General features: G+C 71.1%; 12 protein-coding genes and 1 pseudogene. 4 read left to right on the top strand and 9 right to left on the bottom strand.

The window, feature by feature from the left end:
• Window positions 1–74 precede the first annotated feature (74 nt).
• Window positions 75–452, bottom strand: a complete 378-nt coding sequence (locus L0B03_RS06755; protein ID WP_250445021.1) for a hypothetical protein — start codon at window positions 450–452, stop codon at window positions 75–77.
• Window positions 453–552: 100 nt separating this feature from the next.
• Here L0B03_RS06755 and L0B03_RS06750 point away from each other — a divergent pair, with 100 nt between their 5' ends.
• Window positions 553–2,091, top strand: coding sequence for a sodium:alanine symporter family protein (locus L0B03_RS06750; protein ID WP_250445020.1), 1,539 nt, complete (start codon window positions 553–555; stop codon window positions 2,089–2,091).
• A 96-nt stretch (window positions 2,092–2,187) separates the two neighbouring features.
• Here the strand turns inward: L0B03_RS06750 and L0B03_RS06745 are convergent, their stop codons facing one another.
• Window positions 2,188–3,027, bottom strand: coding sequence for an SMP-30/gluconolactonase/LRE family protein (locus tag L0B03_RS06745; RefSeq protein WP_250445019.1), 840 nt, complete (start codon window positions 3,025–3,027; stop codon window positions 2,188–2,190).
• Window positions 3,028–3,099: 72 nt separating this feature from the next.
• On the opposite strand from L0B03_RS06745, the gene L0B03_RS06740 reads away from it, so the two are divergent.
• Window positions 3,100–3,408: a hypothetical protein gene (locus L0B03_RS06740; protein ID WP_374204899.1), complete on the top strand. Its 309-nt coding sequence runs from the start codon at window positions 3,100–3,102 to the stop codon at window positions 3,406–3,408.
• A gap of 4 nt (window positions 3,409–3,412) precedes the next feature.
• On the opposite strand, the gene L0B03_RS06735 is transcribed toward L0B03_RS06740, so the two are convergent.
• A complete protein-coding gene (locus tag L0B03_RS06735) occupies window positions 3,413–4,147 on the bottom strand; it encodes a spermidine synthase (protein ID WP_250445017.1) in 735 nt (244 codons plus the stop codon).
• Between the two features lie 361 nt (window positions 4,148–4,508).
• Between L0B03_RS06735 and L0B03_RS06730 the strand changes: the two genes are divergently transcribed.
• Both L0B03_RS06730 and glsA read left to right on the top strand, forming a co-directional pair.
• Complete coding sequence (locus tag L0B03_RS06730; RefSeq protein ID WP_250445022.1) at window positions 4,509–5,966, top strand: SulP family inorganic anion transporter; 1,458 nt, start codon at window positions 4,509–4,511, stop codon at window positions 5,964–5,966.
• Window positions 5,967–6,107: 141 nt separating this feature from the next.
• On the top strand, window positions 6,108–7,115 hold the full coding sequence (gene glsA / locus L0B03_RS06725) for a glutaminase A (RefSeq protein ID WP_250445016.1): 1,008 nt from the start codon (window positions 6,108–6,110) through the stop codon (window positions 7,113–7,115).
• A 76-nt stretch (window positions 7,116–7,191) separates the two neighbouring features.
• Here glsA and L0B03_RS06720 read toward each other — a convergent pair whose 3' ends face one another.
• The 6 genes and pseudogenes from L0B03_RS06720 to L0B03_RS06695 form a co-directional block, all read right to left on the bottom strand.
• On the bottom strand, window positions 7,192–8,880 hold the full coding sequence (locus tag L0B03_RS06720; protein ID WP_250445015.1) for a ribonuclease J: 1,689 nt from the start codon (window positions 8,878–8,880) through the stop codon (window positions 7,192–7,194).
• A gap of 68 nt (window positions 8,881–8,948) precedes the next feature.
• Entirely contained in the window at window positions 8,949–10,271 is a 1,323-nt protein-coding gene (locus L0B03_RS06715) for an MFS transporter (protein ID WP_250445014.1), read from the bottom strand.
• Window positions 10,268–11,860 (bottom strand): peptide chain release factor 3, encoded by a 1,593-nt coding sequence (locus L0B03_RS06710; protein WP_250445013.1) that lies wholly within the window; start codon window positions 11,858–11,860, stop codon window positions 10,268–10,270. Before L0B03_RS06710 ends, L0B03_RS06715 begins: the two co-directional genes overlap by 4 nt.
• Window positions 11,857–12,270 (bottom strand): MerR family transcriptional regulator, encoded by a 414-nt coding sequence (locus tag L0B03_RS06705; protein ID WP_250445012.1) that lies wholly within the window; start codon window positions 12,268–12,270, stop codon window positions 11,857–11,859. The genes L0B03_RS06710 and L0B03_RS06705 overlap by 4 nt, the downstream gene beginning before the upstream one ends.
• Window positions 12,271–12,389: 119 nt before the next feature.
• On the bottom strand, window positions 12,390–12,563 hold the full coding sequence (locus L0B03_RS06700) for a CsbD family protein (RefSeq protein ID WP_250445011.1): 174 nt from the start codon (window positions 12,561–12,563) through the stop codon (window positions 12,390–12,392).
• A 77-nt stretch (window positions 12,564–12,640) separates the two neighbouring features.
• Window positions 12,641–12,862 (bottom strand): annotated as a pseudogene (locus tag L0B03_RS06695) (hypothetical protein); the annotation flags it as partial.

Here is a 12,862-nt window from a genome sequence, read left to right as displayed (position 1 = left end):
CGCCGAGGCCTGAGGGCCGCTGGCGGCGGAAGGCCCTGCGGGTCCGCCGAGACCGAGGTGTCGGGGCCGCGCCCTCAGACCGGCTCGCCTCCGCGCTCCACGCGGTACTGCTCGAGCGGCGCCGGGAGAGGGGCATCTCCCGGCCCGCCCTGGGCGAGCCATCTCCCGAGCTCGGCCGTCGCGTCGTCCCCCGCGACTCGCTCGAACCACACCGGGCCGCTCCGGGCCCGGGCCGCGCGCCTAGGGCGAGCGACGACGACGTCCCCACGCTCGCACTCGTCGAGGCACTCGACCAGCGTGAGCCGCACGACGCCGTCCTTCTCGAGGCGCCGCAACCGACCCAGCTGTCCCCCGGGGGCTGCGTCCGCCCCGGCCAGCGTCTCCCCCGTGCACAGCGAGCAGACCGTGAGGCCGGGGAGCCGGCCGGATCTCGCGTCCTGGGTGGGTTCCACGCGAGGACCGTACATTCCGATGGCGGCCGTCGCGCACCCTGGCTCAGATTCGCGACACTCCCCTATTGTGCGGTGGATCACATACGTGTGGAATGTCCCGATGAACTCGGACCCAGCGATCCACGCCGCAGTCCCGACCAACACGATCAGCAACATCGAGGACGCGATCAACTCGTCCTTCGAGCCGATCTCCACCTTCGTCTCGAACATCATCTTCTTCTCGGTCACGATCGGCGGGGTCACGTTCCCCGTCGTCGTCGCCTGGCTCGTGGCTGCCGCGATCTTCTTCACCATCGCGCTGCGAGGCATCCAGTTCCGCGGCTTCGGTCACGCCCTGGCCCTCGTCCGGGGGCGGTACGGCAAGCGCGACGACCCGGGTGAGGTGACGCACTTCCAGGCGCTCTCCTCGGCGGTCTCCGGCACCGTCGGCCTCGGGAACATCGCGGGGGTCGCGATCGCCGTGACCATCGGTGGTGCGGGGGCGACGTTCTGGATGATCATGGCCGGCCTGCTGGGCATGTGCACCAAGTTCGTCGAGTGCACCCTGGGCGTGAAGTACCGCCAGGAGCACGAGGACGGCACCGTCACCGGCGGCCCGTTCCGGTACCTTCCCGTGGCCTTCGCCCGGTTCGGCAAGATCCCCGCCAAGGCCCTGACGGGGCTGTTCGCGATCTCCATCTTCTTCTTCGGGGCGATCGGCGGGAACATGTTCCAGGCGAACCAGACGTTCGCCCAGGCGCAGAACGTGACCGGCGGCGCGGACGGCCCGCTCGGCAGCGACGGCGCAGCGCTCATCTTCGGCATCATCCTGGCCGCCGGGGTCGGCGTGGTCATCATCGGCGGCATCACCTCGATCGCCCGGGTCACGAGCAAGCTCGTCCCCTCGATGGCGATCGTCTACGTGCTCGCCTGCCTCACGGTCCTCATCGTGAACCTCGACCAGATCGGGCCCGCCTTCGGGGAGATCTTCGCCGGAGCCTTCGCCCCCGAGGGCGTCGGCGGCGGGATCGTCGGCGTGATCATCGTGGGGTTCCAGCGCGCCGCCTTCTCGAACGAGGCCGGCATCGGCTCGGCGCCCATCGCCCACTCGGCCGTCAAGACCCGTCGCCCGGTCACCGAGGGCTTCGTCGCGACCCTCGAGCCCTTCATCGACACCGTCGTGATCTGCACCATGACCGCGCTGGCCATCATCATCGCCCGACCGCAGTCCTGGCTCGACGGACGGGCCGACGTCGCCGCTGGCGGCCCCGGCCCTGGTGATGGTGTGACGCTCACCTCGGACGCCTTCGCCACCGTCCTGCCGTGGTTCCCCGTGGTCCTCGCGATCGCGGTGGCCCTGTTCGCGTTCTCGACCCTGATCACCTGGGCCTACTACACGCAGAAGGCCTGGACGACGATCTTCGGCCGCACCCCGCGCACCGAGCGCGTCTTCCAGATCGTCTTCGTGACCTTCACCGCCTTCGGGTCGGTCGTGACCCTCGGAGACGTGGTGAACCTCGCCGACGCGATGCTGTTCCTGTGCGCCTTCATCAACATCCTCGGGCTCTACCTGCTGTTCCCCGTGGTGCGACGCGAGCTCGACGAGTACTGGGCCGACCGCAAGGCCGACCGCCTCGTCCACGCCGAGAGCGACCACTGACCAGCACTGACGAGCACTGACGAGCACTGACGAGCACCCCGAGCACGTGCACCGACCGCCGAGGGCGCCCCGTCCGAGCAGGCCAGCCAGGCCGGCTCAGCCGCCGAAAGGTAGGACGGGGCGTCCCGGCACGTCGACCCGGACCCGGAACAGAGCGCCTGCCTCGGGCTCGGGGTCCTCGAGGTTCTCCCGCGACGTCGTGACGTAGAGGTCGCGCAGGTCCTCCCCACCCAGGGTGCAGGCCGTGGTGAGGCGCGCCGGGAAGCCGACCTCGGCGAGCACCTCCCCCGCCGGTGAGTAGCACCGCACCAGCCCGGCGCCGTTGAGCGCGACCCAGACGTTGCCTGCGGAGTCGACCGTCAGCCCGTCAGGTCGGCCGGTCTGCCCGGCGTGGAACACCCGACGACCGGTGAGGGCGCCGTCGACCACGTCGAAGACGTCCGTACCGCCGGTCGGCGTGTCGTTGTAGTAGGCGCGGCTCCCGTCCGGGGAGAAGTCGATCCCGTTCGAGATCGTCACGTCGGGCAGCACCGTGGTGACATCACCGTCAGGCGTGATCCGGTAGAGCCGCGCCCCTCCGGGGGTCCCGTCGTAGGGCATGGAGCCCGCGTAGAGGTGGCCCGCAGGGTCGCAACCGCCCTCGTTCATGCGCACCGAGTCCTCCTCCCACAGCTCCAGCCAGGGCGTGGGGGCCTCGTCGGCACGGTCGGCGAGCCCTACCCCCCGCTCGAGGCCCACGACGTAACCACCGCGGCTGCGGGGCCTGACGAAGGCCGCGACCGAGCCCACGTGCAGACGCTCGACCCGTCCCTCGCGCAGGGTCAGCAGGTCCCCCGCGAGCATGTCGACCCACCGCAGCCCACCCCACGAGGGCGACCACACGGGCCCCTCCCCGTGATAGGTGACAGCATCCGTGACCTGCTCGACCGTGCTCATGGTGCTCCTTCGTCGCGGGACCTGAGGCGTGCCGCACGGGACGCACCGGCGGCTCGACCTAGCATGCCCTGCGTGCCCTCCTACCGCCTGACGCTCACCATCGGCGCCCTGCGGCCAGGCGTCACGCCCGAGCAGGTGCTCCCTGCGGCGGCCGAGGCCGCGCGGGAACGCACGACCGTCGAGGCCTGGGACCTCGCCGTCGTGCGCGGCGAGCCGCGGATCAGCGTCCGCTACACCGCGCAGGACGACGGGCAGTCGGCCGATCTCGGACGCCGCGTCCGGGCCACGGTGAGCACCCTGGCCGACGTCGGGGCCTCGCGCCTCGACCGCCGCTACGGGCCCCGGTGGCACCGCCTGGCGCGGTTCGACCCCTCCTACTGAGCAGCTACTGAGCGAGGGGGCGCCGGGCGAGGTACACGGTGTTCGTCGCCGGACCGTCCTGGAGGGGGTTGGCGAAGGAGACGACCTCGGCCCGGCAGTCCACCAGACCGCTGCGGAGCACGTCGAGGTAGCTCTCCTCGGGCGGGTCGTTGGACCACAGCGCGAACACGCCGCCCGGCCGCAGCCGCCGCACGACCTCGGCGACGCCCTCCGGTGCGTAGAAGCTCGCGTGGTCGGGGTGGAGCACGTGGCGCGGCGAGTGGTCGATGTCGACGACGATCGCGTCGTAGGCCCGGTCCACCGGGCGGCCCGCACCGTCCTGACCCGCGAGCTGGCCCGACATGAGGGCGAAGAAGCTGCCGTGCACCAAGGAGCAGCGCGGGTCTGCCGTGATCCCCGGGCCGAGGGGGACGAGCCCTTGCTCGTGCCACCCGATCACCTCGGCGAGGGCGTCCACGACGACCAGGGAGGCCACCCGAGGGTCCTCGAGCACGGTCCGCGCCGTGTACCCCAGTCCCAGGCCGCCGACGAGGACGTCGTGCTCCGTCCCCTCGAGCTCGGCCAGGGCGTGGCGGGCGAGCTCCTCCTCCGCGGCCGTGAACGACGAGGACATGAGGAACTCCTCGCCGAGCTTGACCTCGTGGACCTCCTGCCCGGTGACCGGGTCGAGCCGGCGTCGCAGGGTGAGCTCACCCATGGGGGTCTCGTGCCAGGCCAGCTCCTCGAGACGGCGGCTCATGCCACGCTCCTCACCTCGGTCGTGACGACGCGCCCGGGCGGGACCATGGGCGCCTGCGCCCCGCACCCTATCCGTGGCGCGCCGGTCCTCGGCGGCGTGGCGCGGACGCGCCGCTCCGTGAGACGACGCGGGACTCTACGCTTACGTCAAGGTACGATCGTCCCACCGGGCATGATCTACCGGCCTCGCCGTGCTGTCGCTCACGCCTCGTCGCGCAACGTCGCGCCCCCAGTTCCTGACCCGCCGTCCCGGACGGCTCCTTCGGGGCGCGCGACGCCCCACGACGACGAACGGATCATGCGTGTCTGAGACCACCCATGCCTCACCTCGGATCCCCGAGGCCGACGAGACCCACTCCGTCATGAGCGCCCTGCGCTCCCCCGCCCGGCTGCGCACCGAGGTCCTCGCGGGCCTGGTCGTGGCCCTCGCTCTGATCCCTGAGGCGATCGCCTTCTCCATCATCGCGGGGGTCGACCCGCGTCTCGGGCTCTTCGCCTCCTTCACGATGGCCGTCTCGATCGCCTTCCTCGGCGGGCGCCCGGCGATGATCTCCGCCGCCACGGGAGCCATCGCGCTCGTCATCGCCCCGGTGGCCCGGGAGTACGGGCTCGAGTACTTCATCGCCACGGTCATCCTGGCGGGCGTCTTCCAGGTGATCCTCGGCGTGATCGGCGTCGCCAAGCTGATGCGGTTCATCCCGCGGCAGGTGATGGTCGGCTTCGTCAACGCCCTGGCCATCCTCATCTTCACCTCGCAGCTGCCCTACCTGATCGACGTGCCGTGGCAGGTGTACCCCCTCGTCGTCGTCGGGCTGGTCATCCTCTTCGGGCTGCCGTACCTGACGAAGGTCGTGCCCGCCCCGCTGGTCGCGATCGTCGTGCTGACCGGCGCGACCGTGCTCATGGCGATCGCGGTCCCCACGGTGGGCGACGAGGGCGAGCTGCCCCGCAGCCTGCCCTCGCTCTTCATCCCCGACGTGCCCTTCACCCTCGAGACCTTCCAGATCATCGCGCCCTACGCGCTGACCATGGCCCTGGTCGGGCTGCTCGAGTCCCTCATGACCGCCAAGCTGGTCGACGACGTGACCGACACCCACTCCAACAAGGTGCGTGAGAGCTGGGGCCAGGGCGTGGCCAACATCATCACCGGCTTCTTCGGGGGCATGGGCGGTTGCGCGATGATCGGCCAGACCATGATCAACGTGAAGGCCTCTCGGGCGCGGACCCGGATCTCGACCTTCCTCGCGGGCGTCTTCCTGCTCGTCCTCGTGGTCGGCTTCGGGGACGTCGTGGCCATCATCCCGATGGCGGCCCTCGTCGCCGTGATGATCTTCGTCTCGGTCGCGACCTTCGACTGGCACTCGATCAGCATCGGCACCCTCAAGCGGATGCCGCGCAGCGAGCTGGCCGTGATGGTCGCGACGGTCGTCGTGACCGTCGCGACCCACAACCTCGCGTACGGGGTCATCACCGGGGTCGTGGTGGCCATGGTGCTGTTCACGCGTCGCGTCGCGCACCTCACCAGCGTCGAGCGCATCGACCAGGTCGACGACGACGTCCGCGTGTACGCCGTGAAGGGAGAGCTCTTCTTCGCCTCCTCGAACGACCTCGTCTACCAGTTCAACTACAACGACGACCCGGAGAACGTCGTGATCGACCTCTCGCAGGCCCACATCTGGGACGCCTCGACCGTCGCCACCCTCGACGCCATCACCACCAAGTACGCGTCCAAGGGCAAGAAGGTCACCATCCTCAACCTCAACGAGGACAGCGCCAAGCGTCACGACCTTCTCGCCGGTCAGCTCGGCGCGGGGCACTGAGGGCCTCCCGCACCCGAGGCGGGGCAGCAGGACGAGCACGGGCCGGTCGCTGATCCAGCGACCGGCCCGTGCTCGTGGGAGGCTCGGCCGACCCGACGACCGCTGTGTCCGACGTCGCCACGCCGAGCCCCAGGAGTCCCCATGGATCAACCGACCGTCACGGACCGGGGCGAGACCCCACCCGTCTCGACGGGCCGACTCCCCGAGGACGAGACGGTCGACCGCCTCGTCCACGCGGTCCACGAGGAGCACCGCACCGTAGGAGAGGGCGAGATCCCCGCCGGCATCCCGGCCATCGCGGAGGCCGACCCGGACCTGTTCGGGGTCGCCGTGGTCGGGACGGCGGGACAGGTCTTCTGCGTCGGTGACGCGGAGCGCCCCTTCTCGATCCAGAGCGTCTCCAAGCCCTTCACCTTCGCCCTGGTCTGCCAGGCCCTGGGGCACGAGGAGGCCCGTGAGCGCCTCGGCGTCAACAACACCGGGCAGCCCTTCGACAGCGTGATGGCCGTCGAGCTCAACGACCACCGCACCATGAACCCGATGGTGAACGCCGGGGCGGTCGCCACCACGAGCCACCTGCCCGGGACCACGGCCGAGGACAAGTGGCGGCACCTGCACGACGGTCTCTCGGCCTTCGCCGGACGTGACCTCGAGGTCGACGAGGAGGTCTACGAGGCCGAGGTCCGCTCCAACCAGCGCAACCGTGGCATCGCCCACCTCCTCGAGGCCTACGACCACCTCGGCTTCGAGCCCGACGCCGCCGTGGACCTGTACACGCGGCAGTGCGCCCTGCTGGTCACCGCCGTGGACCTCGCGGTCATGGGTGCCACCCTGGCCAACGGCGGGGTGAACCCCCGGACCGGTGATCGCGTGATCGACCCCGCCCACTGCCAGCACGTGCTCGCCGTCCTGGCGACCTCCGGGCTGTACGAGCGCTCGGGCGACTGGCTCTACGAGGTGGGGCTGCCGGGCAAGAGCGGGGTGAGCGGGGGCATCGTCACAGCATCCCCCGGCAAAGCAGGGCTAGGGACCTACTCACCGCCGCTCGACCCCGCGGGCAACAGCGTCCGCGGGCGGCTCGCGACCACCGAGCTGGCCGAGAGCCTGGGCCTCAACCTCTTCGCCTCGAGGCCGTTCTCCGAGCGCTGATCCGCCTCGGGCGCCCCGCACCACGACGAACGGCCCGGCCGCGACACAGGTCGCGACCGGGCCGTCCCGCAGCTGGCTACGCGTCGATGACGACGGCGATCACCACCGGCTCGCGCCGGTACTTGCGGCGCACGAAGCGGCTCACGGCCCGCGCCACGATCCCCTCGAGGGCCTCGAGGTCCTTGGTCTGCGCGGGCGTGGCCTTCTCGAGGGCCTTCTCGACCTCGGCCTGCACCCCGTCGAAGGTGTGGTCGTCGTGCACGAGGCCCTTGGTGAGGAACTCGAGAGGCTCGGCGAGGGTGTTGTTGGCCGGGTCCACGAGGGCCACGACCGTCACCACACCGCCCTCGCGGAGCAGGCGGCGCTCCTTGAGCGTGTCCTCGGTGGCCCGCCCGACGGTCTGGCCGTCGACGTAGACGAGACCGGCCGGCACCCGGCCGGCGATCGTCGCACGGCCCTTGACCAGGTCGACCGCGACGCCGTCGGCGCCGATGATCACGCGGTCCTCGGGCACCCCGGTGCGCACCGCCAGGGCACCGTTGGCGTGCAGGTGCTTGGACTCCCCGTGCACCGGCATCACGTTGCGCGGCTTGACGATGTTGTAGCAGTAGATGAGCTCACCGGCGCTGGCGTGCCCCGAGACGTGCACCTTGGCGTTGCCCTTGTGCACGACGTTCGCGCCCAGGTCGGTGAGCTTGTTGATGATCCCGTAGATCGCGTTCTCGTTCCCCGGGATCAGCGAGCTCGCCAGGAGCACCGTGTCCCCGTCGCCCACCGAGATCTGGTGATCGCCGTTGGCCATCCTGGCCAGGGCCGCCATGGGCTCGCCCTGGGAGCCGGTGCAGATCAGGGTGACCTTGTCGTCCGGCATCGACTCGAGCTTGCCGAAGTCCACCACGAGGCCGCGGGGGATGTTGAGGTATTCCAGGTCCCGCGCGATGCCCATGTTGCGGACCATCGACCGACCGACGAAGGCGACCTTGCGACCGTTGCGGTGGGCGGCGTCGAGCACCTGCTGGATACGGTGCACGTGGCTCGCGAAGCTCGAGACGATGATCCGTCGCGGGGCGGTCGCGAAGACGTGGTCGATGGCCGGGGTGAGCTCGCGCTCGGAGGTCGTGAAGCCCGCGACCTCGGCGTTGGTCGAGTCGGTGAGGAACAGGTCCACGCCTTCCTCGCCCAGCCGGGCGAAGTGCCGCAGGTCGGTGATCCGGTCGTCCAGCGGGAACTGGTCCATCTTGAAGTCGCCGGTGTGCAGCACCAGACCGGCCTTGGTCCGGATCGCGACGGCCAGCCCGTCCGGGATGGAGTGGTTGACCGCCACGAACTCGAGCTCGAAGGGTCCGGCCGTGTGGGTGTCGAGGGCCTCGACGTGGACCGTCCGCGGCCGGATCCGGTGCTCCTTGAGCTTGGCCGAGATGAACGCGAGGGTGAGCTCGGAGCCGATGACCGGGATGTCCGCCCGCTCCTTGAGCAGGTACGGGACCCCCCCGATGTGGTCCTCGTGGCCGTGGGTCAGCACGATCGCGACGATGTCGTCGAGCCGGTCCCGGATCGAGGTGAAGTCAGGCAGGATCACGTCGATGCCGGGCTGGTGGTCCTCGGGGAAGAGCACGCCGCAGTCGACGACGAGCAGCTTGCCCTGGTGCTCGAAGACGGTCATGTTGCGACCGATCTCGCCCAGGCCGCCCAGCGGCGTGACGCGCAGGGCCCCGCGGGCCAGCGGCGGCGGGGCGGGAAGACTCTCGATGTGGGGTGATGCCATGGGTGTGTTCAGCCTCCTGAGATGAGGGCTGGTGGCCCTCGGGCGGGTGATGCAGGTAGTGGGGCGGCCTAGCCGGTGGCTCGGTCGTCGATCACGTGGTCGTCCCGGGCTTCGCCGGGACCTGAGGACGAGTGTGCCAGGGCCACGGGTCGGGGCTCGCGGGCGACCACGGCCCAGACCGCCACGAGGACCGGCGCCACGGCCGAGGCGAGCAGCGCCGGGGCGTAGCTGTTGCTGCGTTCGAAGACGGCCGCGAAGAGGATCGGGCCGCAGGCGGTGCCCCCCACGCTGATCGAGGCGACCAGCCCCCGGATGGCCCCGATGTTCCGCACCCCGAAGGCCCGCGGCAGGGCCGCGGCCTCGACCGCACGGATGATGCTGCCGGCCGCGCCGAGCATGCCGCCGTAGGCGATCGCGGACAGCCCCGGCCCGACCACCGTCGCCCACACGAGCGCCCCGCTCAGGGTCAGCATCGAGGTGACGACCATCCACCGGCTGGCGAAGCGGTCGATGAGATACCCGGCACCGAGGGTGCTGACCAGCCCGACGACGGTCTGCGGGATGAAGTTCGCCGCGGCCTCGGTCGCCGACAGCCCGCGGGCGGTGAGCAGCGAGATCTGGTGGAAGGCGACGGCGGTGGTGAGCAGCCCGGAGAGGGCGACCGCGCTGGCGATCAACCAGAAGAACGGGTGCCGGAGGGTCTCGGCGCGGGAGAGCCCGGTCATGGGCACGGGTTCGCGGGACTCCCCCGCGGCGTAGGGGCCGTCCGGGCGCTGCCCGAGGTCCGAGGGCCGGTCGCGCATCCCGAGCAGGCCGAGCGGGACGACGACCAGGAGGATCGCCAGCGCCTCGACGCGCCACGCGGTGCGCCAGCCCAGGTCCAGCAGGAAGTACTCCAGAAGCAGTGGCGTCGAGGAGATCCCGAGGGCGCCGACCGCGCTGACGATCCCCACCGCGAACCCTCGTCTGCGGTGGAACCACACGGCCACGGCAGTGGTCGCGGTCAGGCCCAGCGCTCCCTGGCCCGCCATGCGGATCCCGACGAATCCCGCCGTCAGCCCGACGATCGAGGACACGAAGGAGAGCAGGAACAGCACGGCAGCGAAGACGACGCCGATGCCCGCCATGGTCCGACGCACGCCGACCCGGTCGATCACGCGTCCGATCCACGGGAGCGCGACCGCACCGGCAAGAGTCCCGATCATGTATGCCGTCGAGATCGCGGACCGGGAGACCCCGAGGTCCTCGATCAGCGGGTCGATGAAGAGCGAGACCCCGACCGTCTGCCCGGGGCCCGTGGCGGCCAGCGCGACGCTCGCGTAGGCGACGACGTGCCACCCGTAGAAGCCGTCCGGGGACAGGGCGTGCCGAGGGCTGCGGAGCAGACTCACTCGGTCCCTGCGGGCAGGGGCTCGAGGCTCAGCTCGGGGTTGTCGCGCTGCAGGGAACGCAGGCGCCACACGCTCTCGAGGAGGGCAAGGGTCACGCCGTCGGCCCGGCGGGCGATCTCCACCCCGCCGCGCCCGGCCAGGGCCTGGACGTCCTCGGGGGTGGCGAGCCTCGCGACCGAGTAGCTCAGGTGGTCGACCCGGATCGGCGCGTTGAACTCGTGCTCCATGCGGAAGGTCGCTACCTCGAACTGCAGGGGGCCGACGGCCGCGAGGATCGGCGAGCCGTCACCGCGAGCCTCGGACACCAGCACCTGGACGACGCCCTCCTGCTCGAGCTGGGCGATGCCCTTGCGGAACTGCTTGGAGCGGCCGGGGTCGGCAGCCCGGGCTGCCACGAAGTGCTCCGGGGCGAACACGGGCATCGGGGGGAAGACGACGGGCGGACCGTCACCGTCGTAGAGGCTGTCGCCGACGGACAGGCTCGTGGCGTTGACGAGGCCGACGACGTCGCCCGGGTAGGCCGTCTCGATGGTGTCGCGCGAGCGGCCGAAGACCGAGAGGGCGTACTTGGTCGCGAAGGGCCGACGCGTCTGGCCGTGGGTGACCACCATGCCGCGCTGGAACTCCCCCGAGCACACACGGACGAAGGCCACGTGGTCACGGTGCTTGGTGTCCATGCCGGCCTGCATCTTGAAGACGAACCCGCTGAACGGGGCGCCGACGGGCCGGCGGGCGCCGTCGAGCGCGGGCCGGTCGTCCGGGGCCGGGGCCAGGGTCCCGACGACGTCGAGGAGCTGCCGGACGCCGATGTTCGCCAGGGCCGCACCGAACAGGAGGGGGGTCGTGCTCCCGGCGAGGAAGGAGTCCCGGTCGACGGCGTCGAGCAGGCCGACCGAGTCGATCGCCTCCTCGACCAGCTCGGGCAACGCAGCCCGCGCCGCGTCGGCGTCGAGGTGCTCCTCCTCGGCGAGGGCTGCGCCTCCCGGGGCGCGACGGTAGAGGGTGACCTCCTCGGTCACCGGGTCGAGCAGACCACGGAAGTCCCCCGCCTCGCCGACGGGCCACGTCACCGGGGTGGGCTTGAGCTGGATCCGCTGCTCGAGCTCGTCGCACAGCTCGAGGGCGGTCCGCCCGGGACGGTCCCACTTGTTGACGAAGGTGATCACCGGGATACCCCGGCGGCGGCACACCTCGAAGAGCTTGAGGGTCTGAGGCTCGAGCCCCTTGGCCGAGTCGAGCAGCATCACCGCGGCGTCGACGGCCGTGAGCACGCGGTAGGTGTCCTCGGAGAAGTCCGCGTGGCCCGGGGTGTCGAGCAGGTTGATGACCAGGTCGTCGACCTCGAACTGCAGCGCCGCCGAGGTGATCGAGATGCCGCGCTTCTGCTCCATCTCGAGCCAGTCGGACACGACGCCGTCGCGTCCCTGCTTGCCGTGCACGGCCCCGGCCTCGGTGATCGCGCGGGCGTGCAGCGCGAGGGCCTCGGTCAGGGTCGACTTGCCCGCGTCAGGGTGCGAGATCACGGCGATGCTCCGCCGACGCCGCGTCTCGAGGGCGAGGTCGGCCGGGCTGGTGGTCGTGGCCGTCACCGTGGGGCCCTCGCGTTGCTGCGGCGTCCGAGCTCGGTGCTCAGGCTCTCGGCGAAGCTCTGCGCCTGGTCGAGCTGACGCTGGAGGCTCACGCAGCGCTCCTGCGCGGCCAGGCGGTACATCTCGAGGCGCTCGAGGAGGGCCTCCTGCGGCCCAGGACCGGCCGCCGCGTCCTCGATCTCGTCCAGGGTGGTCAGCAGGTCCCGCATCTCCTCGAGGGTGAAGTCGAGGGGCTTCATCTGCTTGATGAGCTCGAGCCGCGCGATGTCGGCCTCGGCGTACAGCCGGAAGCCGCCGTGGGACCGAGAGGCCGGGCTCACGAGGCCGACCTCCTCGTAGTAGCGGATGGTGCGCAAGGACAGCCCGGTGCGCTCGGCGACCTCACCGATCTGGCGGTGCCCGTGTCCCATCCGTTCCCCTCTCGACCGACCCACTCTACCGTCGCGGCAGACCCGGCGACGCCTAGGGCCCTCACCCGGACGCGACAGCGGGCGGCGACCGTCTGGTCGCCGCCCGCACGCAGGGCCGGTCAGTTCTTGAACGCGTCCTTGACGTTCTCGCCGGCCTGCTTCAGCTTCGACGAGGACTGGTCGGCCTTGCCCTCGGCCTCGAGGTCGCGGTCGTCGGTCGCGGAGCCCATCGCCTCCTTGGCCTTGCCCTGCCAGCCCTCGGCGGTGTTGCGTGCCTTGTCATCGGTGCCCATGTGCCAGCTCCTCGTGTCGGTGATGGTCCTTCGACGGTACGACGAGGTGAGCCGCTGCGCGCGGTGGACCGCAGTCCTCAGCCCGCCACGAGCGCGGGCCCGGCTCCCACCAGGAGCGCCACGCACACGACCGCGACGCCCATCGTCAGGGTGAACGGCAGCCGACTACGTTCCCGCAGGACCGCGACCAGACCGGCGGTCACGCTCAGCACCACGGCGGCCACGAGCCCGAGCAGCTCCGCGAGGCCGAGGGCGCTGCCCGGGGCGAGGACGGCCCGCGGCGCCGCCGAAGTCGGACG

It is taken from the genome of Actinotalea sp. C106 (assembly GCF_023630195.1).
GTDB lineage: Bacteria > Actinomycetota > Actinomycetes > Actinomycetales > Cellulomonadaceae > Actinotalea.
This window is presented reverse-complemented; position numbering and strand designations above follow the sequence as displayed.

Bases quoted from the DNA above. Each gene is read 5' to 3' on its own strand.
- L0B03_RS06750 (WP_250445020.1), top strand. From the start codon at position 553: ATGAACTCGGACCCAGCGATCCACGCCGCAGTCCCGACCAACACGATC.
- L0B03_RS06745 (WP_250445019.1), bottom strand. From the start codon at position 3,027: ATGAGCACGGTCGAGCAGGTCACGGATGCTGTCACCTATCACGGGGAG.
- L0B03_RS06735 (WP_250445017.1), bottom strand. From the start codon at position 4,147: ATGAGCCGCCGTCTCGAGGAGCTGGCCTGGCACGAGACCCCCATGGGT.
- L0B03_RS06730 (WP_250445022.1), top strand. From the start codon at position 4,509: ATGAGCGCCCTGCGCTCCCCCGCCCGGCTGCGCACCGAGGTCCTCGCG.
- glsA (WP_250445016.1), top strand. From the start codon at position 6,108: ATGGATCAACCGACCGTCACGGACCGGGGCGAGACCCCACCCGTCTCG.
- L0B03_RS06720 (WP_250445015.1), bottom strand. From the start codon at position 8,880: ATGGCATCACCCCACATCGAGAGTCTTCCCGCCCCGCCGCCGCTGGCC.
- L0B03_RS06705 (WP_250445012.1), bottom strand. From the start codon at position 12,270: ATGGGACACGGGCACCGCCAGATCGGTGAGGTCGCCGAGCGCACCGGG.
- L0B03_RS06700 (WP_250445011.1), bottom strand. From the start codon at position 12,563: ATGGGCACCGATGACAAGGCACGCAACACCGCCGAGGGCTGGCAGGGC.